The 25,016-nt window shown below is 69.9% G+C and carries 20 protein-coding genes; 17 read left to right on the top strand and 3 right to left on the bottom strand.

Annotated features, from left to right (window positions below; translation table 11 throughout):
* Positions 1-3: 3 nt before the first annotated feature.
* A complete protein-coding gene (locus tag ACF8NF_RS18695; protein ID WP_392451025.1) occupies positions 4-2,346 on the bottom strand; it encodes an FdhF/YdeP family oxidoreductase in 2,343 nt (780 codons plus the stop codon).
* A gap of 128 nt (positions 2,347-2,474) precedes the next feature.
* Between ACF8NF_RS18695 and ACF8NF_RS18690 the strand changes: the two genes are divergently transcribed.
* Positions 2,475-2,933, top strand: a complete 459-nt coding sequence (locus tag ACF8NF_RS18690; protein WP_013801551.1) for a GNAT family N-acetyltransferase — start codon at positions 2,475-2,477, stop codon at positions 2,931-2,933.
* A gap of 12 nt (positions 2,934-2,945) precedes the next feature.
* Here the strand turns inward: ACF8NF_RS18690 and ACF8NF_RS18685 are convergent, their stop codons facing one another.
* Positions 2,946-5,708: a LuxR C-terminal-related transcriptional regulator gene (locus ACF8NF_RS18685; RefSeq protein ID WP_392451024.1), complete on the bottom strand. Its 2,763-nt coding sequence runs from the start codon at positions 5,706-5,708 to the stop codon at positions 2,946-2,948.
* Between the two features lie 177 nt (positions 5,709-5,885).
* Here ACF8NF_RS18685 and ACF8NF_RS18680 point away from each other — a divergent pair, with 177 nt between their 5' ends.
* The 15 genes from ACF8NF_RS18680 to ACF8NF_RS18610 all read left to right on the top strand — a co-directional run bounded on the left by ACF8NF_RS18680 (position 5,886) and on the right by ACF8NF_RS18610 (position 22,234).
* Positions 5,886-6,668: an SDR family NAD(P)-dependent oxidoreductase gene (locus tag ACF8NF_RS18680; RefSeq protein WP_016451398.1), complete on the top strand. Its 783-nt coding sequence runs from the start codon at positions 5,886-5,888 to the stop codon at positions 6,666-6,668.
* 134 nt (positions 6,669-6,802) lie between these two features.
* Entirely contained in the window at positions 6,803-7,987 is a 1,185-nt protein-coding gene (locus ACF8NF_RS18675) for an acetyl-CoA C-acetyltransferase (protein WP_012206616.1), read from the top strand.
* 69 nt (positions 7,988-8,056) lie between these two features.
* A complete protein-coding gene (locus tag ACF8NF_RS18670; RefSeq protein WP_392451023.1) occupies positions 8,057-8,881 on the top strand; it encodes an ABC transporter ATP-binding protein in 825 nt (274 codons plus the stop codon).
* The gene (locus ACF8NF_RS18665) at positions 8,865-9,590 is read left to right on the top strand and encodes an ABC transporter ATP-binding protein (protein ID WP_343739506.1); all 726 of its coding nucleotides are present in this window, start codon (positions 8,865-8,867) and stop codon (positions 9,588-9,590) included. The genes ACF8NF_RS18670 and ACF8NF_RS18665 overlap by 17 nt, the downstream gene beginning before the upstream one ends.
* A 5-nt stretch (positions 9,591-9,595) precedes the next feature.
* The gene (locus tag ACF8NF_RS18660; protein WP_392451022.1) at positions 9,596-10,468 is read left to right on the top strand and encodes a branched-chain amino acid ABC transporter permease; all 873 of its coding nucleotides are present in this window, start codon (positions 9,596-9,598) and stop codon (positions 10,466-10,468) included.
* Between the two features lie 130 nt (positions 10,469-10,598).
* Complete coding sequence (locus ACF8NF_RS18655) at positions 10,599-11,627, top strand: branched-chain amino acid ABC transporter permease (protein WP_343739504.1); 1,029 nt, start codon at positions 10,599-10,601, stop codon at positions 11,625-11,627.
* Positions 11,628-11,656: 29 nt separating this feature from the next.
* A complete protein-coding gene (locus tag ACF8NF_RS18650; protein ID WP_392451021.1) occupies positions 11,657-12,535 on the top strand; it encodes an enoyl-CoA hydratase-related protein in 879 nt (292 codons plus the stop codon).
* Positions 12,536-12,678: 143 nt separating this feature from the next.
* On the top strand, positions 12,679-13,905 hold the full coding sequence (locus tag ACF8NF_RS18645; protein ID WP_016451392.1) for an ABC transporter substrate-binding protein: 1,227 nt from the start codon (positions 12,679-12,681) through the stop codon (positions 13,903-13,905).
* 34 nt (positions 13,906-13,939) lie between these two features.
* The gene (locus ACF8NF_RS18640; protein WP_043819689.1) at positions 13,940-15,595 is read left to right on the top strand and encodes a long-chain-fatty-acid--CoA ligase; all 1,656 of its coding nucleotides are present in this window, start codon (positions 13,940-13,942) and stop codon (positions 15,593-15,595) included.
* Positions 15,596-15,607: 12 nt separating this feature from the next.
* Positions 15,608-16,690, top strand: coding sequence for a CaiB/BaiF CoA-transferase family protein (locus ACF8NF_RS18635; RefSeq protein ID WP_343739501.1), 1,083 nt, complete (start codon positions 15,608-15,610; stop codon positions 16,688-16,690).
* A 9-nt stretch (positions 16,691-16,699) separates the two neighbouring features.
* Positions 16,700-18,262, top strand: coding sequence for a long-chain-fatty-acid--CoA ligase (locus ACF8NF_RS18630; RefSeq protein WP_034363617.1), 1,563 nt, complete (start codon positions 16,700-16,702; stop codon positions 18,260-18,262).
* 25 nt (positions 18,263-18,287) lie between these two features.
* Positions 18,288-19,436, top strand: a complete 1,149-nt coding sequence (locus ACF8NF_RS18625) for an acyl-CoA dehydrogenase family protein (protein WP_047218395.1) — start codon at positions 18,288-18,290, stop codon at positions 19,434-19,436.
* Positions 19,437-19,513: 77 nt separating this feature from the next.
* Complete coding sequence (locus ACF8NF_RS18620; protein ID WP_216295578.1) at positions 19,514-20,404, top strand: SDR family oxidoreductase; 891 nt, start codon at positions 19,514-19,516, stop codon at positions 20,402-20,404.
* A gap of 17 nt (positions 20,405-20,421) precedes the next feature.
* A complete protein-coding gene (locus ACF8NF_RS18615) occupies positions 20,422-21,234 on the top strand; it encodes a crotonase/enoyl-CoA hydratase family protein (protein WP_046241661.1) in 813 nt (270 codons plus the stop codon).
* A 262-nt stretch (positions 21,235-21,496) separates the two neighbouring features.
* Positions 21,497-22,234, top strand: coding sequence for a 3'-5' exonuclease (locus ACF8NF_RS18610; RefSeq protein WP_343739500.1), 738 nt, complete (start codon positions 21,497-21,499; stop codon positions 22,232-22,234).
* Here the strand turns inward: ACF8NF_RS18610 and ACF8NF_RS18605 are convergent.
* Positions 22,231-23,289: a diguanylate cyclase gene (locus ACF8NF_RS18605; protein ID WP_227472559.1), complete on the bottom strand. Its 1,059-nt coding sequence runs from the start codon at positions 23,287-23,289 to the stop codon at positions 22,231-22,233. The genes ACF8NF_RS18610 and ACF8NF_RS18605 overlap by 4 nt on opposite strands.
* Before the next feature lie 434 nt (positions 23,290-23,723).
* On the opposite strand from ACF8NF_RS18605, the gene ACF8NF_RS18600 reads away from it, so the two are divergent.
* On the top strand, positions 23,724-25,013 hold the full coding sequence (locus ACF8NF_RS18600; protein WP_016449204.1) for an O-acetylhomoserine aminocarboxypropyltransferase/cysteine synthase family protein: 1,290 nt from the start codon (positions 23,724-23,726) through the stop codon (positions 25,011-25,013).
* Positions 25,014-25,016 lie beyond the last annotated feature (3 nt).

Genomic DNA, 25,016 nt, shown 5'->3' with positions numbered 1-25,016 from the left:
ACTTCAGGCCGCCATTTCTTCCAGCGCGGGAGACGGCACGGCAGGCAGCCGGTGCGCCACCAGCTGCACGGGAATGGACTTGGAGCTGGGCGTGCCGGCCACGATGGCCGTGGCCGACAGCGGCACCAGCGGATTGGTCTCCGGATAGTAGGCAGCGATGCAGCCGCGCGGAATGTCGTAGGCCACGAGCCTGAAGCGCTCGGCGCTGCGCTGCTGGCCGTCATCCCACACCGTCTGCAGGTCCACCCAGTCGCCATCCCTCATGCCCAGGGCGCGGATGTCCTCGGCATGGATGAAGACCACGCGGCGCTGTCCGAAGACGCCGCGGTAGCGGTCGTCCATGCCGTAGATGGTGGTGTTGTACTGGTCGTGCGAGCGCGTGGTGAACAGCGTGAACACCGGCGATGCGCCGGGGCTGCGCGCGGCGCGTGCGCGGTGCACGGGCGTGTCGCGCGGCACGGCGTGCACGAAGAAGCCGGCCTTGCCCCGGGGCGTCTCCCAGATGCGCTCGCTTGCCGCATTGCGCAGCTTGAAGCCGCCCGGCACGGCCACGCGCGCGTTGAAGTCGTGGAAGTCGTCGAAGACCTGCTCGATCAGCTCGCGTATGCGTGCATAGTCGCCAGCCAGCTCCAGCCAGGGCACGGGCCGCTGCGCGCCCAGCGTGGCGGCAGCCAGGCGCGCGACGATGGCGATCTCGCTGAGCAGGTGCTCGGACGCAGGCGGGTTGATGCCGCTGGAGATATGGACCATGCCCATGGAGTCCTCCACCGTCACGCCCTGCGGCCCGGTGGCCTGCATGTCGATCTCGGTGCGGCCCAGGCAGGGCAGGATCAGCGCCTCGCGGCCGTGCACCAGGTGGCTGCGGTTGAGTTTGGTGGTCACATGCACGGTCAGGTCGCAGCGGCGCAGCGCCTGCCAGGTGGCATGCGTGTCGGGCGTGGCCGCCGCGAAGTTGCCGCCCAGCGCGAAGAAGACCTTGCCCCGGCCCTCGAGCATGAGGCGGATGGACTCGACCACGTCCACGCCGTTGGCGCGCGGCGGCTCGAAGCCGAAGACCTGCTGCAGCCGGTCCAGCAGCGCGGCCGGCGGCTTCTCCCAGATGCCCATGCTGCGGTCGCCCTGCACATTGCTGTGGCCGCGCACCGGGCAGGCGCCCGCACCCGGGCGGCCGATGTTGCCGCGCAGCAGCAGCAGGTTGACCAGCATCTGCACGGCGGCCACCGAATGCATGTGCTGCGTGATGCCCATGCCCCAGCAGACGATGGTGCTGCGGGCGGCGATGTAGACCTCGGCCGCCGTCTGCATCTGCGCGCGGCTCAGGCCGGACTCGGCCTCGAGCAGGCCCCAGTCCTCGGCCCGCAGGTCCTCGGCCAGGGCCTCGAAGCCGGTCGTGTGTTCGGCGATGAAGGCATGGTCCAGCACGCCGCCGCACCCGTGCCCCAGTGCATCGTCCTGCGCGATCACATGCTTCATGATCCCCTTGACCGCCGCGATGTCGCCGCCCACGCGCAGCTGGAAGTAGTGCGTGCTGATGGGCGTGGCGCCCAGGGTGGCCATCTCCAGCTTGCTTTGCGGGTCCTGGAAGCGCTCCAGCCCGCGCTCGCGCAGCGGGTTGAAGCTCAGGATGCGCGCGCCGCGCTTGTGGGCTGCGCGCAGCTCGCCCAGCATGCGCGGGTGGTTGGTGCCGGGGTTCTGGCCGAAGATGAAGATGGCATCGGCCTGCTCGAAATCGGCCAGCTGCACCGTGCCCTTGCCCACGCCGATCTGCGGCTTCATGCCGCTGCCGCTGGGCTCGTGGCACATGTTGGAGCAGTCGGGGAAATTGTTCGTGCCGTAGGCGCGCACGAACAGCTGGTACAGGAAGGCCGCCTCGTTGCTGGCGCGGCCCGAGGTGTAGAAGATGGCCTGGTTCGGGTCGGGCAGCGCGTTCAGGTGGCGGGCAATCAGCGCAAAGGCATCGTCCCAGCCGATGGGCCGGTAGCGGTCGCTGGCCGCGTCGTACACCATGGGCTCGGTGAGCCGGCCCTGGTCTTCCAGCCAGAAATCGCTTTGCGCCATGAGCTCGGCCACCGTGTGCCGGGCAAAGAATTCGGGCGTCACGCGGCGCGCCGTGGCCTCGGCCGCCACGGCCTTGGCGCCGTTCTCGCAGAACTCGAAGGTGGAATGGTGGTTGCGGTCGGGCCAGGCGCAGCCCGGGCAGTCGAAGCCGTCGGGCTGGTTGGCCGACAGCAGCGTCTTGGCGCCCTTGACGGCGATATCCTGGCGCATCAGGGCCTGGCTCACGCTGCGCAATGCGCCCCAGCCGCCAGCGGCGCCCTTGTAGAACTCGATCTTTTGTTCGGACATGGGCCGGGAGTGTTCCGCCTGTCCATGATCCAGGTCAAATCACATCTCCAAATGGAGAGATTCAGCAAAGATATGAGCACGGCATCCTTGCCCTGCGCCATGCTGGCAACCTCCGCCCCGGACCACCGATGAACTCCACAGCCATACACACCGCCATCCCCGAAGACGCCGCGCTGATCGCGCCGCTGTTCGATGCCTACCGCCAGTTCTACGAGCAACCTGCGGATGCCGACGCGGCGCTGGCCTTCATCACGGCGCGGCTGGAGCGCGGCGAATCCGTGATCCTGCTGGCCCGCCGACCGGACGGCAGCGCCCTGGGCTTTTGCCAGCTCTATCCCTCGTTCTGCTCGGTGCTGGCCGCGCCCATCTACGTGCTCTACGACCTCTTCGTGGTGCCCGATGCGCGCCGCCTGGGCGTGGGCCGCGCCCTGCTGCTGGCGGCCGAAGCCCATGCCCGCGCCACGGGCCATGCACGCATGGACCTGACCACGGCACGCAACAACCTGCGCGCCCAGGCGCTGTACGAGTCGCTGGGCTGGGTGCGTGACGAAGTGTTCCTGACCTATGCGCGCCATCTGCAGGCTTGAGACGCCAGCGGCCTAGCGCAAAACCCGCAGCTCCCGCGCCAGCGCCACGGCCTGGGTGCGGCTGCGCGCGCCCAGCTTGAGGTTGATGCTGCGCAGGTGGGTGCGCACCGTGCTGTCGGAGACGAAGAGCTTCTCGGCCATGGCCGCATTGGAGTAGCCCGAGGCCAGCAGTTCCAGCACGCGCAGCTCCTTGCGGGTCAGGGGCTCGGCAAGCGCCGTGGCCGGCGCCGGGCCCTGGGGCGCATCCGCTGCCTGCAGCTCGGGGGGATCGGCGGGCTCGGCAGGCTCGCCCAGGGCAGACAGCAGCCGCTGCGCATGGGCGGCCGCCTCCGGCTCCGCCGCTTCCGTGCGGCGCGACAGTGAGGGCGACAGTGAAGGAGACAGTGAGGGCGACAGCACGCGCTGCAGCACGGGCGCGAGCAGCGGCCCCTCATCGAGCATCAGGCGCACAAAGCCTTCGCTGGCACCGTGGCGCAGCGGCTGGGCCAGCATGGCGGCGGCGGCGTCCAAGTCGCCGCAGCCTGCCTCGGCCAGCGCGCACAGCACCTGCAGCTTGAGGCTGCGGTGGCGGCGCCCGCGCAGTTGCGCATCGGCCAGCAAGGGGGCGATGGCATCGCGCACGGCACGGCAGTCGCCAAAGTGCAGACCCCAGCGCAGCCGGGCGATGGCGATGTCCTCCACCTCGTGCGGCGGCAGGCGCAGGCGTTCCACGCGCGGCCATACGCCAGGGTCGTCGGCACGCTCCAGCGCCTCGGACGCGGCCGCCCGGTTGCCCTGCAGCACGAAGATGCGCGCATGTTCCAGCCGCGCGCTGGCCGTCACGCGCGGCAGCTGGCGCTCGTGCCCCAGGTATTCCAGTTCGGTGAGCAGGCCCACGGCGGCATCCACGTCGCCGCGCAGGAAGGCGATGCGCGCGCGCATGCGGTAGCTGGCGATCACGTGGTCGGGCAGGCCCACATCGCGTGCCAGCGGCAGGTAGACCTGCAGCAGGTGATCGGCGCCATCGATGTCATTGCCCTCGTAGAGCACCCCCGCGTACAGGACGCCTGCCCAGGCATTGCCGTTGGTGGGGTTGTAGGCCGCGCTGCGCGGCGTGGCAGCCAGCGCCACCCTGAAACGCGCTGCCGCCTGGCGCAGCCGGCCGGCGGACAGGTCCAGCACGCCTTCCATGGCCTCGGTGTACATGCGGCTGAACAGGCTGCCGGCCTGGGTGCTGCGTGCCGCATCCAGCAGGCGGCGGGCCTCGTCGGTATCGCCCAGCACCGATGCCACGTAGGCCATGGCATTGGTCAGCGAGCTGTCCGCAAAAGGCCGGCAGCTGGGCAGGCGCGCCAGCGCCTCGCGGCCCAGTGGTGCAGCCTCTTCCACGCGGTCCATCATGGCCAGCAGCAGCGGCCGCAGGGCGATGACCAGGGCCTGCGCGGCAGGGTCGGCGGCCATGCCGGGCTCCAGCGCATCCAGCCACAGCTGTGCCTGCACGGGACCGCGGGTGAAGCAGTCGGCATAGGCGGCCACGGCCTGCAGCAGCGGCTCGCGCGCCAGCAGCGGCGCCGGCAGGGCCGTGAACCAGCGCGACAGCAGGCGCATGCGGCCCTGCTCCATCAGCGCCTCGGCATGGCGCCGCAGCAGCGCCAGCGCATGGGGCGGGTCGCCGCCCTCCAGCGCATGCTCGATGGCCGGCACCGGCCGGCCGCAGGATTCGTACCAGCCGCTGGCCGCCAGGTGCAGGCGCTGCACCTCGCCGGGGCGCTCGCGCTGCAGCTGGGCGCGAAGGAAGTCGGCAAACATGCTGTGGTAGCGCCAGCTGCGCCTGCCCTGCCCTTCGTCGGCCAGCGGCAGCAAGAACAGATGGGCCTGCTCCAGCGCCTGCAGCATGGCGGCGCCATCGGCGCGCGGCACCAGGGCCTGGCAGACCTGGGCATCCAGCGTGCGCAGGATGCTGGTGCGCAGCAAAAAATCGCGCACGGGCGCGGCCTGCTGTGCCAGCACGTCCTCGGCCAGGTAGTCGGCCACGGCACGCTCCGAGCCCGAGAAGCGCTCGATGAAGTCGCTGTGCGCCCCATACCGCTCCAGCGCCAGCGAGGCCAGCCACAGCGCGCCTATCCAGCCTTCGGTCTTGTCCACCAGGCGCGCCACGGCCTCGCGCGGCAGCGCGCAGCCGCGCAGGCGAAAGAACTCCTCGGCCTCGGCCGCTGAAAAGCGCAGCAGCGCCGCATCGATCTCCAGCAGCTGGCCGCTGGTGCGCAACCGCCCCAGCCCCAGGGCCGGCAGCGCGCGCGAGCCTATGACCAGCCGGCCGTGCACGGGCAACTGCTCCATCAGCTGGCGCACCAGGCCCAGCACGGCATCGTTGTGCAGCACCTCGAAATCGTCGATGAACAGCGCAAACGACCGGCCTTCGCCGGCCAGCGACTGCAGCGCCCGGGACAGCTCGCCCGGCCCGTCCGCCTCGCGCTCGGCCATGCCGCCCAGGCCGCGCACGGCCGCACCCAGGCATTGCAGAAAGCGCGAGACATCGTTGTCGGCGGCATCCAGCGTGAGCCAGGCCGTGGCCTGCCCTTCGGCCTGCAGGCGCTCGCGCATCTGGCGCATGGCCGTGGTCTTGCCGAAGCCGGCCGGCGCACGCACCAGCACCACGCGGGCGCGCAGCGCCTCGGGCCAGCGCGCGGCCACCGCCAGGCGCGCCACCTGGGCTGCGGCCGCGCGCGGCGGGCTCAGCTTGGCCTGGGGCACATAGCCGGAACCGGGAGCAGGAATGGGCACTGGGGACGGCATGCGGGCGAGGAGCACATGGCAGGAGTGAAGGAGCGGGCACTTTCGTCGGTTTCGACGATGGCGGCAATGCGGGGTGATTCCTAGACTGGCCTGCAGATCATAGGCAGCGCAGCGCGCCCTGTCGCGAGCCAAGGCGACAGAGCGCGCGGCAAAGACTCTCACAAAGGAGACCCACACATGAAGCTTGACGCAAGCATCAGCGCCGTCGTCACGGGCGGGGCATCGGGCCTGGGCGCGGCCACCGCGCGCCGCCTGGCCGCCAGGGGCGTGCGCGTCGCCCTGTTCGACCTCAACGAGACGGCCGGGCAGGCGCTGGCGCGCGAGACAGGCGGCCTGTTCTGCCGCGTGGACGTGACCGACGAGGCCAGCGTGGACGCGGGCTTTGCCCAGGCCCGCGCGGCCCACGGGCAGGAGCGCATCCTGGTCAACTGCGCGGGCACGGGCAATGCCGTCAAGACGGCCAGCCGCGACAAGGCCACGGGCGAGATCCGGCACCTGCCCGTGGCCAATTTCGACCGCATCATCCAGATCAACCTGGTGGGCACCTTCCGCTGCATCGCCAAGTCGGCGGCGGGCATGCTCACGCTGGAGCCGCTGGCCGACGGCGAGCGCGGCGCCATCGTCAACACGGCCTCGGTGGCGGCGCAGGACGGGCAGATGGGCCAGGCCAGCTACTCGGCCAGCAAGGCCGGCATCACGGGCATGACCCTGCCCATTGCGCGCGACCTCATGGGCGAGGGCATCCGCGTGAACACCATCCTGCCCGGCATCTTCGACACGCCGCTGCTGCAGGGCGCGCCCGACAACGTGAAGGCGGCGCTGGCCGCCTCCGTCCCCTTCCCCAAGCGGCTGGGCCAGCCCGACGAATACGCCCACCTGGCCGAGACCATGATCACCAACGGCTACTTCAACGGCGAGTGCGTGCGCCTGGACGGCGCCATCCGCATGGCGCCGCGTTAGGCGTACCGCCCAGGCACCACGGCAGGCACCGTCCCCGCGTTTTCCCTGGCCGGAATCGTCGCTTGCGACGATGCCCGGCCCGCGCCGGCCGGGCCACCATCCCCCCCAGGAATACAGGAACAGGAGACATATCCATGGCACAGGCATACATCGTCGCCGCCACGCGCACGGCAGGCGGCAAGCGCGGCGGAAAGCTCTCGGGCTGGCATCCGGCCGATCTCGCGGCCCAGGTGCTGGACGAGCTGGTGCGCCGCAGCCAGGCCGACCCGGCCCAGGTCGAGGACGTGATCATGGGCTGCGTCAGCCAGGTCGGCCAGCAGGCGACGAACGTGGCGCGCAACGCCGTGCTGGCCTCGTCCCTGCCCGAGTCCGTGCCGGGCACCACGGTGGACCGGCAGTGCGGGTCGTCCCAGCAGGCCCTGCATTTCGCGGCCCAGGCCGTGATGTCGGGCAGCATGGACATGGTGATCGCCGCAGGCGTGGAGAGCATGTCGCGCGTGCCCATGGGCACGCCCAACGCCCTGCCCGCCAAGGCCGGCCTGGGCGTGTACATGAGCCCGGCCATGCAGCAGCGCTATCCGGGCGTGGAGTTCAGCCAGTTCATGGGCGCCGAGATGATGGCCGGCAAGTACGGCCTGGCCAAGGACCAGCTGGACGCCTATGCGCTGCAAAGCCATGAGCGCGCCGTGCAGGCCGCGCGCGAGGGCCGCTTCGACCGCGAGATCCTGGCCGTGCAGGCGCGCAGCGCCGAAGGCGGTGCCGAGGGCGAAGGCCAGCCGCACACGGTGGATGAAGGCATACGCTTCAACGCCACGCTGGAAGGCATTGCCGGCGTCAAGACCATCCGCGAAGGCGGCTGCGTGACCGCCGCCACGGCCAGCCAGATCTGCGATGGTGCCAGCGGCGTCATGGTGGTCAGCGAGCGCGGCCTCAAGGCCCTGGGCGTGCAGCCGCTGGCGCGCATCCACCACATGAGCCTGCTGGGGCATGACCCGGTGATCATGCTGGAGGCCCCCATCCCCGCCACCCAGGCCGCGCTGAAGAAGGCCGGCATGCGCATCTCCGACATCGACCTGTACGAAGTCAACGAGGCCTTTGCCCCCGTGCCCCTGGCCTGGCTGCAGGCCACGGGCGCGGATCCGGCGCGGCTCAACGTCAACGGCGGCGCCATTGCGCTGGGCCATCCGCTGGGCGCCTCGGGCACCAAGCTCATGGCCACGCTGATCCACGCCCTGCATGCGCGCGGCGGGCGCTACGGCCTGCAGACCATGTGCGAGGGCGGCGGCATGGCCAACGTCACCATCATCGAGCGCCTGTAGGCGCCGCCATGCCACCGTGCGACCGGCGCGGCCCGCGCCGGTCACCCACCATCGGGGGGAGGGAAAGCCATGAGCCAGGACTCGCAGCCCCTGCTGCGCATCGAAGGCGTTTCGCTGCGCTTCGGCGGCATCGTCGCGCTGGACGGCGTGAGTTTCGATGTTGCGGCAGGCCAGATCTGCGGCCTCATCGGCCCCAACGGTGCGGGCAAGAGCAGCCTGTTCAACTGCCTGTCGCGGCTGTATGCCTGGCAGGCCGGCCACATCCGCTTTCGCGGCCAGCCGCTGGCCACGCTAGCGCGCCACCGCATGGCCGCGCTGGGCATGGGCCGCACCTTCCAGAACCTGGCCCTGTTTTCCAGCATGACGGTGGCCGACAACGTGCGCCTGGGCACGCACAGCCACCAGCACGCCGGCTTTGTGCGCGACGCCCTGCGCCTGCCCGGCGTGCGCAGGTGCGAGGAAGAAGCCCGCGCCCAGGCGCAATCGCTGATGGCCCTGCTGGAGCTGACGGGCGTGGCAGAGCGCCGCGTGGCCGACCTGCCCTTCGGCACGCAAAAGCGCGTGGAGCTGGCACGCGCCCTGGCCTGCCGCCCGCAGTTGCTGCTGCTGGACGAGCCGGCCTGCGGCCTCAACCATGAGGAGCTGGCCGGCCTGGGCGACCTGATCCTGTCGCTGCGCGACCGGCTGGGCCTGACCGTGCTGCTGGTGGAGCACCACATGGGCCTGGTCATGCGCGTGAGCGACAAGGTCGTGGCGCTGAACCTCGGCCGCAAGATCGCCGAAGGCACGCCGGGCGAGGTCCGCTCCGATGCCGAAGTCATCCGCGCCTACCTGGGTTCGGACATGCAGCCGCAGGATCAGGACAGGGAGGTGGCGCATGCCGGCACTGCTTGAAATCCGCGGACTGCATGCGGCCTACGGGTCGGTGCGCGTGCTGGACGGCATCGACATGGACCTGGCCGAAGGCCGCGTCACGGCCCTGCTGGGCGCCAATGGCGCGGGCAAGACCACCACGCTGCGCGCCATCTGCCGCCACCTGGTGGACACACGCGGCGAGGTGCGCCTGGCCGGCGAACGCATAGACCGGCACAGCACCGAGCGCATCGCGCGCCAGGGCGTGGGCCATGTGCCCGACGGGCGCGGCACCTTCGCCCAGCTCAGCGCCGAGGAGAACCTGCGCCTGGGCGCGCAGGCCCGGCCCACGCGCGCTGCCCGTGCCGACGTGGGCGGCGATATGGAGCGCATGTTCGGCTACTTCCCCCGCCTGCGCGAGCGCCGCACCCAGCAGGCCGGGACGCTGTCTGGCGGCGAGCAGCAGATGCTGGCCATTGCCCGCGCCCTCATGGGCCGCCCGCGCCTGCTGCTGCTGGACGAGCCCTCCTTCGGCCTGGCGCCGCTGGTGGTGCGCGACATCTTCGGCATCCTGCGGCGCATCAACGCCGAGCAGGGCATGACCATCCTGCTGGTGGAGCAGAACGCGCGCCTGGCGCTGGAGCTGGCGCACAGCGCCTACCTGCTGGAGACCGGCCGCATCGTGCTGCACGGCCCCAGCGAAGCCATGCGCCGCAACGATGCGGTGCGCCAGGCCTATCTCGGGGAGTAGCGGCCATGGACGCCTTCATCCACCAGTTGCTGGCCGGCCTGGCCACGGGCGGCATCTACGCCACCGTGGCCCTGGCCCTGGTCATGATCTACCAGGCCACGCACCACATCAATTTCGCGCAGGGCGAGATGGCCATGTTCTCCACCTTCATCGCCTGGGCGCTGCTGCAGGCGGGGCTGCCGTACTGGTGGGCCTTCCTGGCCACGGTGGCGCTGTCCTTCGTGCTGGGCGCGGCCGTGGAGTTCGCCATCATCCGCCCCATGCACAAGGCGGCGGACCTGGCCCAGGTGGTGGTCTTCATCGGCCTGCTGATCGTCTTCCACAGCCTGGCCGGCTGGATCTTCGGCTACACCATCAAGGAGTTCCCCAGCCCGTTCCCGGCCGACGCCTGGTACGGCAGCGCCCTGATGTCGGCCCATGAGGTGGGCACCATCTTCGTGGCGCTGTCCATCGTGGCCCTGCTGTTTGCCTTCTTCCGGCTCACGCCGCTGGGGCTGGCCATGCGCGCGGCCGCGCAGAACCCAGCCTCCTCGCGCCTGGTGGGCATCTCCGCGGGGCGCATGCTGATGCTGGGCTGGGGCCTGGCCGGCGCCATCGGCGCGGTGGCCGGGATGATGGTGGCGCCCGTGGTTTTCCTTGATCCGCACATGATGAGCGGCGTGCTGCTGTATGCCTTTGCGGGCGCGCTGCTGGGCGGCATCGACAGCCCCGCGGGCGCCGTGCTGGGCGGCTTCATCGTGGGCGTGCTTGAAAACCTCGTGGGCAGCTACGTGGTCGGCACCGAACTCAAGCTCTCGGTGGCCCTGGTGCTGATCGTGGGCGTGCTCATCGTGCGGCCGGCCGGGCTGATGGGCCGCAAGGTCGTCAGGAGGGTTTGAACAATGTCCCCCCTGAGCGGCTACGCCGCTTCCCGTTGCACGGCGCCCCCTCTCTCGCTACGCGGGAGGGGGACGACACCCTCGCTTTTGGGCCACGCCAGTTTTGTGCCAAACGCCCTGGAGAACAATGATGTCCACACGATCCGCCTCCTCGTCTGACGCGCTGGTCGCCTCCACCAGCGCGCGCCGCCCCCTGCCCCTGGGCACGGTACTGATCGCGGCGCTGGCGCTGGCGGCCTGCTCGCTGGTCTTCGTGGCCAAGGGCTACCAGCTGTTCCAGGCCACCATGGTGCTGGCCTATGCCGTGGCCCTGGTGGGGCTGAACATCCTCACGGGCTACAGCGGCCAGATCTCGCTGGGCCATGGCGCCTTCTTCGCCATAGGCGCCTATGCGGCCGGCATCCTGATGGACCGCGCAGGCCTGGCCTACTGGCTGGCCGTACCTTCAGCAGGCCTGGTGAGCCTGGCGGCGGGCTACCTGTTCGGGCGGCCCGCGCTCAGGCTGGAAGGGCTGTACCTGGCGCTGGCCACCTTTGCGCTGGGCGTGGCCATGCCCCAGCTGCTCAAGTACCGCCACCTGGAGGCCTGGACCGGCGGCGTGGGCGGCATCGTGCTGACCAAGCCCGAGGCGCCCTGGGGCCTGCCGCTGGATGCCGACCAGTGGTTCTACCTCTATGCATTGGCCGTGGCGGCGCTGCTGTTCTGGATGGCGCGCAACCTCATAGACAGCGGCAGCGGCCTGGCGCTGCGCGCCATCCGCGACCACGCCATGGCGGCCGAGGCCATGGGCGTGGACAACGCGCACTGCAAGTCCATGGCCTTTGCGATTTCGGCCGGCTACACGGGCGTGGGCGGCGCGCTGTCGGCCATTGCCGTGCAGTTCGTGGCGCCCGACTCCTTCACCATGTTCCTGTCGATCTCGCTGCTGGTGGGCGTGGTGGTGGGCGGCGTGGGAACGCTGTGGGGCGCGCTGTTCGGCGCCCTGTTCATCATGTTCATCCCGGGGCTGGCCGAGCAGGTGTCCAAGGCCGCGCCCTGGGCCGTCTACGGCACCGTGCTCATCGTCTTCATGTTCGCCATGCCCGGCGGCGTGATGGGCCTGCTGCACCGACTGGGCCGACCGGGCCTGCACCTGCCCCGGCAGCGGCCGCGTGCCTGACTTTCCATCCCCACCCACAGGAGTCCCCCATGAATTCCAGTCCGGCCGTCCGCATGGAACGCCACGGCCACAACGGCGACAGCGGCAACAACGGCGAGATCGCACTCATCGTCCTCCAGGACAGCGCCCGCATGAATCCGCTGGGCAGGCCCTTGCAGCTGCGGCTGCGCGAACTGCTGGCCGAGGTGCGCGAGGACACCTCCCTCCGCGCCCTGGTGCTCACCGCCGAGGGCCGGGGGTTTTGCGTGGGCGCGGACCTGTCGTCCATGGGCGGCGCACAAGGCGGGGCACAAGGTGGGGCACAAGGCGGGGCCCAGGCCGATGGCCGCACGCTGGGCGCGCAGACGGCCGACAACATGCAGCAGCTGTCCAACCGCCTCATCCTGGACCTGCAGCAGCTGCCCGTGCCCGTGGTCTGCGCCATCAACGGCGCGGCAGCCGGGGCCGGCGTGGGCCTGGCCCTGGCCGGCGACGTGGCGCTGGCGGCGCGCTCGGCCTACTTCTACCTGCCTTTCCTGCCGCGCCTGGGCATCGTGCCGGACCTGGGCACCACCTGGTTCATCGAGCGCCGGCTGGGCCGTGCGCGCGCCCTGGGCCTGTCCCTGCTGGGCGACAGGCTGGGCGCGCAGCAGGCCGCCGACTGGGGCCTGGTCTGGGCCTGCGTGGACGACGAGGCCCTGCGCGAGCAGGCCCTGGCCACGGCCGCCCGCCTGGCGCGGCTGCCGGCCGGTGCCGTGCTGGAAGCCCGCCGCGCACTGGACCATGCAGCCGCTTCCACGCTGGAGCAGCAGCTTCACTACGAGGCCGAACGCCAGCGCGAGCTGGTGGGCGCGCCGGCCTTCATGGAAGGCGTGCAGGCCTTCATGCAAAAGCGCGAGCCCGTGTTCGCGCCACGCCAGCCGGGCTGACCACCGCGCCTTCCCGACGCACCTTGCTGCGCCCGCACATGCATTCGTCGGAATCGACGATGGGCGCGCTCCGGGCCGGTTCCTACCATGGACCGGCCAACACAAGAAAAGCGGGCACGGCGCCCGCAAGCCAGGAGACCACCATGCGCAACCCCTTCGCCCGCGGCCCCCGGGCCCTGATCGCCTGCCTGGCGCTGGTCCTGCCGGCCGTCACCCCGGTGCCAGCCCAGGCCCAGACCCAGACCCAGACCCAGAAGAAGTACGACACCGGCGCCAGCGACACCGAGATCCGCATCGGCAACTTCGTGCCCTACTCAGGTCCCGTGTCGGCCTATGGAACCATAGGCAAGACCCATGCGGCCTACTTCGCCAAGATCAACGCCGAGGGCGGCATCAACGGCCGCAAGATCACCTACCTCTCGGCCGACGACGCCTACAACCCCGCCCAGAGCGTGGAGCAGACGCGCAAGTTGGTCGAGCGCGACGGCGTGCTGCTGATGTTCGGCGCGCTGGGCACCTCGCACAACCAGGCCGTGCATCGCTACATGAACCAGCGCAAGGTGCCCCAGCTGTTCGTCTCCACGGGCGCCACGCGCTGGGGCGATCCGAAGAACTTCCCCTGGACCATGGGCTGGCAGCCCACCTACCAGCTCGAAGGCCGCACCTTCGCCCAGCACATCCTGGCCACGCGGCCCCAGGCCAAGGTGGCCGTCCTGATGCAGAACGACGACTTCGGCAAGGACTACCTCAAGGGCGTGCTCGACGGATTCGGCGAGCAGGCCAAGCAGCGCATCGTCGTGCAGCAGACCTACGAGGTCGGCGACCCCACGGTGGACAGCCAGATGGTGGCGCTCAAGGGCTCGGGGGCGGACACCTTCATCAACATCAGCACGCCCAAGTTCGCGGCCCAGTCCATACGCAAGGCCGCCGACATCGGCTGGAAGCCTGCGCACTACCTGGTCAGCGTCTCGCTGTCCATCAGCTCGGTGCTCAAGCCCGCGGGCCTGGACAACGCGCGCGGCGTGATGACAGCCAGCTACCTGCGCGAGCCCTCGGACCCCACCAACCAGGGCACGCCCGAGCTGGCCGGCTACCTGGCCTTCATGAAGCAGTTCTACCCGGCCGGCGACCCCAACGATTCGCTCAACGTCATCGGCTACTCCCAGGCCCAGACCCTGGTGCAGGTGCTCAGGCAGGCAGGCGACGAGCTCACGCGCGCCAACATCATGAAGCAGGCCGCCAGCCTGAAGATGGACCTGCCCATGCTCTACCCGGGCATCAGCCTGCAGACCGGTGCGGACGATTTCTTCCCCATCAAGAAGATGCAGCTCGTGCGCTTCGACGGCAGCCGCTACGCGCCCGTGCAATGACCCCGGCCTTCAGGACAACGACAGGAGACACCCCATGCCCGCCTTGCAAGGACTGATGCAGGACCGCCCGCTCATGATCTCGTCGCTGATCGAGCATGCGGCGCGCTTTCATCCGCACACCGAGATCGTCTCGCGCCTGCCGGAAACCCGGGACGGTGGCCTGCACCGCACCGACTGGGCCGGCATGCGCCGCGCCTCCTGCCAGGTGGCCAACGCCCTGCAGTCGCTGGGCGTGCAGCCTGGCGAACGCGTGGGCACGCTGGCCTGGAACAGCTGGCGCCACCTGGCGCTGTACTTCGGCGTCTCGGGCAGCGGCGCGGTGCTGCACACCATCAACCCGCGCCTGTTTCCCGAGCAGATCGAATACATCGCCAACCATGCCGAGGACCGGGTGCTGTTCTTCGACGTGACCTTCGCGCCGCTGGTGGAAAAGCTCGCACCGCATCTGAAGACCGTCACCACGTATGTCTGCATGAGTTCGCGCGAGCACATGCCCGCGCTGGACCTTCCCGGCCTGCACTGCTGGGACGAGCTGGTGGGCAACCAGAGCGAGGACTTCGACTGGCCCGAGTTCGACGAGCGCACGGCCTCCTCGCTGTGCTACACCTCGGGCACCACGGGCCACCCCAAGGGCGTGCTGTACTCGCACCGCTCCACCGTGCTGCACACGCTGATGGAGCTGGCGCCCGACACCTTCGGCCTGAACGCGAGCGAGACCGTGATGCTCATCGTGCCCATGTTCCATGCCAATGCCTGGGGCACGCCCTATGCGGCGGCCATGGCCGGCGCACGGCTGGTGCTGCCCGGCCCCCACCTGGACGGCCAGAGCGTCTACGAGCTCATGCGCGACGAGAAGGTCACCTTCTCCCAGGGCGTGCCCACCGTGTGGCTGATGCTGTTCCAGTACCTGGATGCGCATCCTGACATCGACCCGCGCGCGCTGGGCGTCAAGAGCATAGGCATCGGCGGCGCGGCCGTGCCGCGCGCCATGCTGGAGCGCTTCGAGAACCAGTTCGGCGCCCAGGTCGTGCAGGGCTGGGGCATGACCGAGACCAGCCCCATCGGCGTGGTCAGCAAGCTGCTGCCCCGGCACGACGCGCTATCGGGCGAGGAACTGGTCAAGGTCAAGCTCAAGCAGGGACGCGGCGTCTGGGGCGTGGACCTCAAGATCGTGGACGACGACGGCCGGCCCCAGCCCTGGGACGGCCAGGCCCGGGGACACCTGCGCGTGCGCGGCCCCTGGATCGCCAGCGGCTACTTCAAGGGCGAAGGCGGCTCGCCCGTCGATGAGGAAGGCTTCTTCACCACGGGCGACGTGGCCACCATCGATGCCGACGGCTTCCTGCAGCTGGTGGACCGCGCCAAGGACGTGATCAAGTCGGGCGGCGAGTGGATTTCCTCCATCGACGTTGAGAACGCCGCCATGGGCCATCCCGGCGTGGCCGAGGCCGCCATCATCGGCGTGGCCCATCCCAAGTGGCAGGAGCGGCCGCTGCTGCTGGTGGTGCCGCGCGCAGGCCACAGCGTCAGCCGCGAGTCCATGCTCGACTTCCTGTCCACGCGCATCGCCAAATGGTGGCTGCCCGACGATGTGCTGCAGGTGGCCGAGCTGCCGCACACGGCCACGGGAAAACTGCTGAAGACCAAGCTGCGCGAGCAGTACAAGAACCATCCACTGCCCACGGCCTGAAAGGAGACCTCCATGCCAGGACCGCTTGAAGGCGTGCGCGTGGTCGAGTTCGCGGGCCTGGGCCCGGGGCCGTTCTGCGCCATGCTGCTGGCCGACATGGGTGCCGAGGTGCTGCGCATCGCGCGGCCCGGCACGCCGGTCGATGCGCAGGACATCACCACGCGCAGCCGCAGCCAGGTCGAGATCGACCTGCGCGGCGAGGAAGGCCAGACCTCGGCCCTGGCGCTGATCGCACGCGCCGATCTGCTGATCGAGGGCTTTCGGCCCGGCGTGATGGAGCGCCTGGGCCTGGGCCCCGAGCCCTGCCTGGCGCGCAACCCGCGCCTGGTCTACGGCCGCATGACGGGCTGGGGCCAGCACGGGCCGCTGGCGCATGCGGCGGGGCATGACATCAACTACATCGCCATCTCCGGCGCCCTGCACGCCATCGGCCGCGCGGGCGAGGCGCCCGTGCCGCCGCTCAACTACGTGGGCGACTTCGGCGGCGGCGGCATGCTGCTGGCCGTGGGCCTGCTGGCCGCCCTGCACGAGGCCGGGCGCAGCGGCCGGGGCCAGGTCATCGACGCGGCCATGACCGATGGCACGGCCCTGCTGTCGGCCTTCATGTACGGCTTCAAGGCCAAGGGCCAGTGGAGCAACCAGCGCGGAGAGAACCTGCTGGACGGCGGCGCGCACTTCTATGACACCTATGCCTGCGCCGACGGCAAATACATCGCCATAGGCGCCATCGAGCCGCAGTTCTACGCCGAGCTGCGCCAGCGCTGCGGCATACAGGACCCGCTGTTCGACGCGCAGCTGGACGCCGCGCGCTGGCCCCTGCTCAAGCTGCGCCTGGCCGACGTGTTCCGCACGCGCACGCGCCAGCAGTGGTGCGAGCTGCTGGAAGGCAGCGATGCCTGCTTCGCCCCCGTGCTCGACTGGGACGAGGCGCCCCAGCACGCCCACAACCGCGCGCGCGCCACGTTCACCGAGGCCGGCGGCGTGCTCCAGCCCGCGCCGGCGCCGCGCTTTTCGCGCAGCGTGCCCGAGCAGCCCCGCCCCCCGCGCGCCGCCAGCCTGCAGGACACGCTGGCCGCCTGGAATGCCCGCTCCTGAGGAAACCCCATGCCCATGTATCTCACCCAGGCCATCCACAAGGGCCGCCGCGAAAGGGCCGGCGCCACGGCAGCCATCTGCGGCGCAGAGCAGGCCAGCTGGTCGCAGCTTGCGCAGCGCATCGAACGCTGCGCCGGCCTGCTGCGGGCGCTGGACGTGGCGCCCGGCGACCGCGTCGGCATGATGGGCCTGAACTCCATCCGCTACCTTGAATACTTCTATGGCTGCTGGTGGGCAGGCGCCGCGGTCAACCCCGTCAACATCCGCTGGAGCGCGCACGAGGTGGCCTACTCGCTGGACGATTGCGACACGCGCGTGCTCTTCGTGGACGATGCCTTCGCGCCCCTGGTGCCCCGGCTGCGCGAGCTGTCCTCCAGCCTGCGCACCGTGGTGTTCTGCGGCACGGGCGCCGCGCCCGAAGGCGCGCTGCACTACGAGCAATTGCTGGCCGCCGCCACGCCCTGCGCCGACGCGCTGCGCAGCGGCACCGACCTGGCCGCCGTGATGTATACGGGCGGCACCACGGGCCGGCCCAAGGGGGTGATGCTCAGCCACGACAACCTGTTCATCAACGCCCTGTCCAATGCCAGCAACGTGCCGCGCCAGCATGTGAAGGTGGGCATGGTGGTCACTCCCATGTTCCATGTGGCCGGCTGCGGCCTGGCCCTGCTCATGGCCCAGCGCCTGGTGCCCCAGGTCATCGTGCCGGCCTTCGACGAGCTGGCCATCCTGAACGGAGTGCAGCAGCACGGCGTGAACGAGCTGTTCCTGGTGCCCACCATGATCCGCCGGCTGATCGAGCATCCGCGCATGGCCGAATTCGACCTGTCCAGCCTGCGCCTCATGCTCTATGGCGCAGCCCCCATAGACGCCAGCCTGCTGGAGCGCGCCATGCAGGCGCTGCCCGGCGCCGACTTCGCCCAGGCCTACGGCATGACCGAGCTGTCGCCCACCATCGTGTCCATGGGCCCGGCCGAGCACCGCCCCGGCCCGCAGCGCGAGCGCCTGCTGCGCGCGGCCGGCCGGCCCGTGACCATTGCCGAGGTGCGCATCGTCGATGGCGAGGGCCGCGAGCTGCCTGCCGGCGAGGTGGGCGAGATCACGGCACGCGGCCCCATGGTCATGCAGGGCTACTGGAACAGGCCCGCCGAGACGGCCGCCGCGCTCAAGGACGGCTGGATGCACACGGGCGACATGGGCCGGCTGGATGCCGACGGCTACCTCTTCGTCGTGGACCGGCTCAAGGACATGATCGTCAGCGGCGGCGAGAACGTGTATTCGGCCGAGGTCGAGAACGCCATCGCCCAGCTGCCCCAGGTCGCCATGTGCGCCGTCATCGGCGTGCCCGACGAACGCTGGGGCGAGCGCGTGCACGCCGTGATCGTCGCGCGCGAGGGCCAGCCGCTGACCGAGGCCGAGGTCATCGCCCACTGCCGCGAACGCATCGCGGGCTACAAGTGCCCGCGCTCGGTGGAGTTCCGCAGCGAGCTGCCGCTGTCGGCCGCCGGCAAGCTGCAGAAATTCCAGCTGCGCGAGCCCTACTGGCAGGGCCGTGAACGCCGCATCAACTGAACCCCTCAATCCACCGGTCCAAGCCATGCCACTGCAACTGACACGCTCCTGGAGCACCCCCGAACTGGAAAGCCTGCGCGCCACCGCCGTGCGCTTTCTGGAAACCGAAATGCAGCCGCAGGACGAGGCCGCACGCCAGCGCGGCAACGTGGGCCATGCCATCTGGCGCCGCGCCGGCGAGCTGGGCCTGCTGTGCACCGACATCCCCGAGGACTACGGCGGCGGCGGCGGCGACTTCCGCCACGAGGCCGTGATCCACGAGGAGATGGCGCGCCGCGCCCTCTCGGGCATGAGCAACTCCGTGCATTCCATCGTGGCCCACTACCTGCTCAACCACGGCACCGAGGCGCAAAAGCGCAAGTACCTGCCCGCCATGGCGCGCGGCGAGCTGGTGGGCGCCATCGCCATGACCGAGCCCGGCGCGGGCTCGGACCTGCAGGGCGTGCGCACGCGCGCAGAACTCAGGGACGGCCGCTACCGCATCAACGGCAGCAAGACCTTCATCACCAACGGCCTGCTGGCCGGCCTGATCCTCGTGGTCTGCAAGACCGACCCGGCCCAGGGCGCGCGCGGCACCTCCATCCTCATCGTGGAGACCCGGGACTGCGCGGGCTTTCGCGTGGGCCGCGTGCTCGACAAGATGGGCATGAAGGCCCAGGACACCTCGGAGCTGTTCTTCGACGACGTGACCGTGCCGCAGGACGCGCTGCTGGGCGGGCGCGAAGGCCAGGGCTTCTACCAGCTCATGGGCGACCTGCCCTACGAACGCCTGATCATCGGCCTGGCCGCCCTGGCCTGCATGGAAGGCGCCTACGAGGCCACGCTGGCCTACGTGCGCGAGCGCCGCGCCTTCGGCCAGGCCATTGCCGACATGCAGAACACCCGGTTCAAGCTCGCCGAGGTGGCCACCACCCTCACCGTGGGCCGCGCCTTCATCGACCGCTGCGTGGAGCAGCTGGTGGCCGGCACGCTGGACACGGCCACGGCCTCCATGGCCAAGCTGTGGGGCTCGGAAGCGCAGGGCCGCGTGCTCGACGAACTCGTGCAACTGCATGGCGGCTACGGCTACATGAACGAATACATGGTCACCCGCATGTACGCCGATGCGCGCGTGCAGCGCATCTACGGCGGCACCAGCGAAATCATGAAGGAAGTGATCTCGCGCGCGCTCTGACGCTCCGATCCCCTGGCGGCGCCAAGCGCTGCCGCAGTCCCCCTATACCTTCCCCGGCAGCACAGGAGACAGCAGCCATGACCCTCGACGACCTCATCTACAAGCCCGGCCTGCTCCAGGGCGAACGCATCCTCGTCACCGGCGGCGGCACCGGCCTGGGCCGGGTCATGGCCGAGGCCTTTCTCATGATGGGCGCCGACATCCACCTGTGCGGCCGGCGCGGCGCCGTGGTCGAGCAGACCGCCCAGGAGCTGATGCAGCAGCACGGCGGCCGGGCCGTGGGCCATGCCTGCGACGTGCGCCAGCCCGAGGCCGTGGAGCAGATGATCGAGGCCATCTGGGCCGACGGCGGCGCGCTCACGGGCCTGGTCAACAACGCGGCCGGCAACTTCGTGAGCCGCACCGAGGACCTGTCCATGCGCGCCTTCGACGCCGTGGCCAACATCGTCATGCGCGGCAGCTTCAACCTCACGCTGGAGTGCGGCCGCCGCTGGCTGGCCGAGGGCCGCAAGGCCAGCGTGCTGTCCATCCTCACCACCTGGGTCTGGAACGGCTCGGCCTTCACCGTGCCCTCGGCCATGGCCAAGTCGGGCGTGCATGCCATGACGCAGTCGCTGGCCGTGGAATGGGGCAACCGGGGCATACGCTTCAACGCCATCGCGCCGGGCCTGTTTCCCACCGAAGGCATGAGCGCGCGGCTGAACCCGCAGGGCGGCGAGCATGTGCGCGCCGACAACCCCATGGGCCGCAACGGCCGCATGCCCGAGCTGGCCAACCTGGCCGTCTTCCTCATGAGCCGCCAGGCCGAGTACCTGACGGGACAGACCATCGCCATAGACGGCGGACAATACCAGGCGACGGGCGGCAACTTCGCCGGGCTGGCCAGCTGGAGCGACCAGGACTGGGCGAATGCGCGCAGCGCCATCGAATCGCGCAACGCGGCCGACCGCCAGCAAAGAACCGCATAGACACAAGGAGACAAGCCATGAGCCAAGAACGCGTGCGCATATCGGTGGACCACGGCGTGGCCGAGGTGACCCTGGCCCGGCCCGACAAGATGAATGCGCTGGACCCCGCCATGTTCGACGCCCTGATCGACGCATTGGCGCGTCTGCGGGACACGTCCGGGTTGCGCGCCGTGGTGCTGCATGGCGAGGGGCGCGCCTTCTGCGCGGGCCTGGACATGGGCAGCATGGCCGGCATTGCCGACGGCCAGCAGACGGCAGACATGACGGACCTGGCCGCGCGCACGCACGGCATTGCCAACCGCTTCCAGCAGATCTGCTGGGGCTGGCGCGAACTGCCCGTGCCCGTGATCGCCGCCGTGCACGGCGTGGCCTACGGCGGCGGCCTGCAGCTGGCGCTGGGTGCGGACATCCGCCTGGTGGCCGAGGATGCGCGGCTGTCCATCATGGAAATCAAGTGGGGATTGGTGCCCGACATGGCCGGCTGCGCGCTGGCCGCGCCGCTGGTGCGCGGCGACGTGCTGCGCGAGCTGGTCTACACGGGCCGCATCGTGCCCGGCCCCGAGGCCGTGGCCCTGGGCCTGGCCACGCGCGTGAGTTCCGCGCCGCTGGAGGAAGCGCGCCATCTGGCCCGTCAGATCGCGGCCAGCAGCCCGCACGCCATGCGTGCGTCCAAGCGCCTGATGCAGCTCAGCGAAACGGCATCGCCCCAGGACATCCTGCTGGCCGAGGCGCGCGAGCAGCAGGCCCTGCTGGGCAGCGCCAACCAGGCCGAAGCCGTGCGCGCAGGCCTGGAAAAACGGGCCCCGGTGTTCAGCGACCAAGGCCTTTAGACACCTCTTGAAACAACCACCGGACCCTGCCCACGGGTCCGGCGCGGCCATCCGTAATTACCCTTAATCGACGCCCTTTCGCCACTGCGCTGATTTTTTAGGCATTCCGTGGAAAGCCTTGCGGGGCGCGGATTCGGCAAGTTACACCCGGAGTTTTCCACAACTCCGTCCACATGCATCGGGGATAAAAACCCGGGGCCGAAGGGACATGCAGGAGCAGGCATACTTGACGGCTCGCCTCGGCCTCCCCCCCCCCTTTCCCATGCCCCGCCTGCACGCCCCCAGCAAGGAAGACAGCCGCCTGCTGCCGCCTTTTTCCGCCCTGCCGGAACGCTGCATCCACGTGCCCGCCACCGACGCCGAATTCGCGGCCGCCCGCGCCGCGCTGATGGCCGCGCCCGTGCTCGGCTTCGATACCGAGAGCAAGCCTCTTTTCCACGCCAGCCAGACCGACACCGGCCCCCATGTGGTGCAGTTGGCCACCTGCGACCAGGCCTGGCTGCTGCAGCTGCACCATACGCAGGCACGCGCGCTTGCGGCCGACGTGATGGCCAGCGAGGCCATCTGCAAGGCCGGCTTCGGGCTGGACCATGACCGCAGCGCGCTGCCCGCGCGCCTGGGCGTGGCGCTGAACAACGTGATCGACCTGGACCGCGTGTTCAAGCGCCATGGCTACGCCAGCTCGGTAGGCGTGCGCGCGGCCGTGGCCCTGGTGCTGGGGCAGAACTTCCAAAAGTCCAAGAAGATCTCCACCTCCAACTGGGCTGCACCGCAACTGAGCCTGGCCCAGCGCCACTATGCGGCCAACGACGCCCACGGCGCCGCCATGGTGCATGCCGCGCTGCCGGGCTGGGAGCTGCGCCAGCCGGCAGCGGCCCAGCGGCCTTCCAGGCCTGCGCTTGAACCGCGCGGGCCGCGCGAGTCCAGCGCCCCGCAGACACCGCGTCCGCCCCGCACCGCTCGCCTGCTGCAGGCTGCGGTCGCGCCGGCCAAGTCCTAGAGCGTTTCTTCTTCCTTCACCAGCCGCACCCGGTCCCGGCCTGCGCGCTTGGCCTCGTAGAGCATGGCGTCGGCACGCGCGAGCGCCTGCTCCAGCGTCTGGCCCGGCGCCATCCAGGCCACGCCGAAGCTGGCGGTGATGCGCACCTCGTCGGGCAGCCCGCTGAAGCCCATCAGGCGCAGCTGGGTCTGTATGCGCCGGGTGATCGACTGCACGGCCAGAGGGTCCGCACGCGGCAGCAAGGCCACGAACTCTTCCCCGCCAAAGCGGGCCACCAGGTCCTGCTGGCGCGTGCTGCGCAGCAGCAGTCGCGCAAAGCGCTGCAGCACTTCGTCACCGGCCGCGTGGCCCCAGCCGTCGTTGACCCGCTTGAAATGGTCCAGATCACAGACCAGCACGGCGGCTGAAAGCTGAGGGTGCTCGGCCCGCCGGCGCTGCACCTCCTCCTTGAAGGCGCGCCGGTTCAGCAGCCCTGTCAGCGGATCGCGGTCGCGTTCCTCATGCAGCTCCTGCACGGTGTCGCGCACCGCCGCCGCCAGGAACACAATGGCGAACAGCAGGCCGAACACCAGCAGGCTCAGCTGCTTCGCCAGGCACGCGGAAGAAACGCCCAGCCATTCACTGGCCGCGTCGGCCGGTGGCGAGGCGCCAGGCGGTGTCAGCCACAGCGCACGAACGAAAAAGCTCAGCGCAAAGACCACGAACACCCCCAGCAGCAGCCGGTCCCAGTCCGTACCGGGATGCCTGCGCGGCAAACGCCACAGCGGCAGGGCCAGTTGCAGTCCCAGGCCGAAATTGAGCACATGCTGGCGCGCCTGCGCATCGGGAACGACCCAGGCGTAGTAGCCCAGCACCGCCAGCACTGCGCTGCCAAAGACAGCCGCCAGCGGCGCATCCGGTCGCACGCCCTGGCGCATGGCCATGGCCTCGGTGATGAACCAGGCCGCACACAGCTGCAGCGCGGCCGTGGCCAGCGCATTGACGGGCACGGCCGCAGGCCGCTCCAGGACCTGCAGCAGCAGCGCCAGGCTGAATCCGGTGAAGGCGAGGGACATGCTGCGCAATTCGCGCCGGGCACGCAGATGCCGCCAGCAGACATAGAAACAGCCGGCCAGCAGCGAGGTGCACAAGGGCACCGCCAGCGCCAGAAAATGTCTTGCTGTCAACGTCACCATCAACTCCCGAATGGAGTCTAGCGATCAGGTCACGTTACAACACGTTGTTAACAAAAATACACATTCACTCACGATCCTGGCAAAGCCAGGCCGGACATATCTGCGCACGGCAGAGGAGCAACCGGTCTGCGGCGTATATGTTCGTAACCAACGCATCGTTGGGCACCGGAGGCCGGCACGCCACAATGCCAACCGTCCTCCGCTTGTAAAACCTCAGGACTTACGCAAACAGGATGCGGGAACGCGCCGCTGCCCATGGCAAATGGCCCGCCCTGCCCTTCTTGCGTAAGCCGTCACCAGAAAGGCAATCTTCCATGCGCATCGAAACCCTGGCCGTCCACGCCGGCTACTCGCCCGACCCCACCACCAAGTCGGCCGCCGTGCCCATCTACCAGACCGTGGCCTATGCCTTCGACAGTGCCCAGCATGGCGCCGACCTGTTCGACCTCAAGGTGGCCGGCAACATCTACACGCGCATCATGAACCCCACCACCGACGTGCTGGAAAAGCGCGTCGCGGCGCTGGAAGGCGGCATTGCCGCCGTGGCCGTGGCCTCGGGCATGGCCGCCATCACCTATGCCATCCAGGCCATCGCGGAGGCAGGCGACAACATCGTCTCGGCCAGCACGCTCTACGGCGGCACCTACAACCTGTTCGCCCACACCTTCCCGCAGCAGGGCATCACGGTGCGCTTTGCCGATCCGCGCGACCCGGCCAGCTTCGCCCAGCACATCGACGAGAAGACCAAGGCCATCTTCATCGAGTCCATCGGCAACCCGCTGGGCAATGTCACCGACATCCGCGCCCTGGCCGACGTGGCCCACGCCCATGGCGTGCCGCTGATCGTGGACAACACCGTGCCCAGCCCCTACCTGCTGCGCCCCATCGAGCATGGCGCCGACATCGTGGTGCACTCGCTGACCAAGTACCTGGGCGGCCACGGCAACAGCGTGGGCGGCGCCGTCGTGGACAGCGGCAAGTTCCCCTGGGCCGAGCACAAGGCCCGCTTCAAGCGCCTGAACGAGCCCGATGTCAGCTACCACGGCGTGGTCTACACCGAAGCCCTGGGCGAGGCAGCCTACATCGGCCGCGTGCGCGTGGTGCCGCTGCGCAATACCGGCGCCGCACTGTCGCCGCACAATGCCTTCCTCATCCTGCAGGGCATAGAGACGCTGGCCCTGCGCATGGACCGCATCTGCGAGAACACCCAGAAGATCGCCGAGACGCTGCAAAGGCATCCCAAGATCGAATGGGTGCGCTACGCCGGCCTGCAGGACCATCCCGACCACGCCCTGGTGAAGAAGCAGCTGGGCGGCCGCGCCTCGGGCATCCTGTCGTTCAGCCTCAGGAACGGCAGCGGCGACAGCGACACCCGCGCCGCCGGTGCGCGCTTCCTGGATGCGCTGCAGCTGTTCACGCGCCTGGTCAACATCGGCGACGCCAAGTCCCTGGCCACGCACCCCGCATCGACCACGCACCGCCAGCTCGACGCCGAGGAACTGGCCAAGGCCGGCGTCACCGAAGGCATGGTGCGCCTGTCCGTGGGCATCGAGCACATCAGCGACCTGCTGGCCGACCTGGAGCAGGCGCTGGACAAGGTCTGAGAC

It is taken from the genome of Delftia sp. WSY_22, assembly GCF_043104185.1.
In the GTDB taxonomy this organism is placed as follows: domain Bacteria; phylum Pseudomonadota; class Gammaproteobacteria; order Burkholderiales; family Burkholderiaceae_C; genus Comamonas; species Comamonas tsuruhatensis.
This window is presented reverse-complemented; position numbering and strand designations above follow the sequence as displayed.

Coding starts and splice junctions, on each gene's coding strand:
- ACF8NF_RS18620 (WP_216295578.1), top strand. CDS start 19,514: ATGACCCTCGACGACCTCATCTACAAGCCCGGCCTGCTCCAGGGCGAA.
- ACF8NF_RS18610 (WP_343739500.1), top strand. CDS start 21,497: ATGCCCCGCCTGCACGCCCCCAGCAAGGAAGACAGCCGCCTGCTGCCG.
- ACF8NF_RS18690 (WP_013801551.1), top strand. CDS start 2,475: ATGAACTCCACAGCCATACACACCGCCATCCCCGAAGACGCCGCGCTG.
- ACF8NF_RS18660 (WP_392451022.1), top strand. CDS start 9,596: ATGGACGCCTTCATCCACCAGTTGCTGGCCGGCCTGGCCACGGGCGGC.
- ACF8NF_RS18675 (WP_012206616.1), top strand. CDS start 6,803: ATGGCACAGGCATACATCGTCGCCGCCACGCGCACGGCAGGCGGCAAG.
- ACF8NF_RS18650 (WP_392451021.1), top strand. CDS start 11,657: ATGAATTCCAGTCCGGCCGTCCGCATGGAACGCCACGGCCACAACGGC.
- ACF8NF_RS18605 (WP_227472559.1), bottom strand. CDS start 23,289: ATGTCCCTCGCCTTCACCGGATTCAGCCTGGCGCTGCTGCTGCAGGTC.
- ACF8NF_RS18630 (WP_034363617.1), top strand. CDS start 16,700: ATGCCCATGTATCTCACCCAGGCCATCCACAAGGGCCGCCGCGAAAGG.
- ACF8NF_RS18670 (WP_392451023.1), top strand. CDS start 8,057: ATGAGCCAGGACTCGCAGCCCCTGCTGCGCATCGAAGGCGTTTCGCTG.
- ACF8NF_RS18695 (WP_392451025.1), bottom strand. CDS start 2,346: ATGTCCGAACAAAAGATCGAGTTCTACAAGGGCGCCGCTGGCGGCTGG.
- ACF8NF_RS18645 (WP_016451392.1), top strand. CDS start 12,679: ATGCGCAACCCCTTCGCCCGCGGCCCCCGGGCCCTGATCGCCTGCCTG.
- ACF8NF_RS18680 (WP_016451398.1), top strand. CDS start 5,886: ATGAAGCTTGACGCAAGCATCAGCGCCGTCGTCACGGGCGGGGCATCG.
- ACF8NF_RS18665 (WP_343739506.1), top strand. CDS start 8,865: ATGCCGGCACTGCTTGAAATCCGCGGACTGCATGCGGCCTACGGGTCG.
- ACF8NF_RS18655 (WP_343739504.1), top strand. CDS start 10,599: ATGTCCACACGATCCGCCTCCTCGTCTGACGCGCTGGTCGCCTCCACC.
- ACF8NF_RS18625 (WP_047218395.1), top strand. CDS start 18,288: ATGCCACTGCAACTGACACGCTCCTGGAGCACCCCCGAACTGGAAAGC.
- ACF8NF_RS18600 (WP_016449204.1), top strand. CDS start 23,724: ATGCGCATCGAAACCCTGGCCGTCCACGCCGGCTACTCGCCCGACCCC.
- ACF8NF_RS18685 (WP_392451024.1), bottom strand. CDS start 5,708: ATGCCGTCCCCAGTGCCCATTCCTGCTCCCGGTTCCGGCTATGTGCCC.
- ACF8NF_RS18635 (WP_343739501.1), top strand. CDS start 15,608: ATGCCAGGACCGCTTGAAGGCGTGCGCGTGGTCGAGTTCGCGGGCCTG.
- ACF8NF_RS18640 (WP_043819689.1), top strand. CDS start 13,940: ATGCCCGCCTTGCAAGGACTGATGCAGGACCGCCCGCTCATGATCTCG.
- ACF8NF_RS18615 (WP_046241661.1), top strand. CDS start 20,422: ATGAGCCAAGAACGCGTGCGCATATCGGTGGACCACGGCGTGGCCGAG.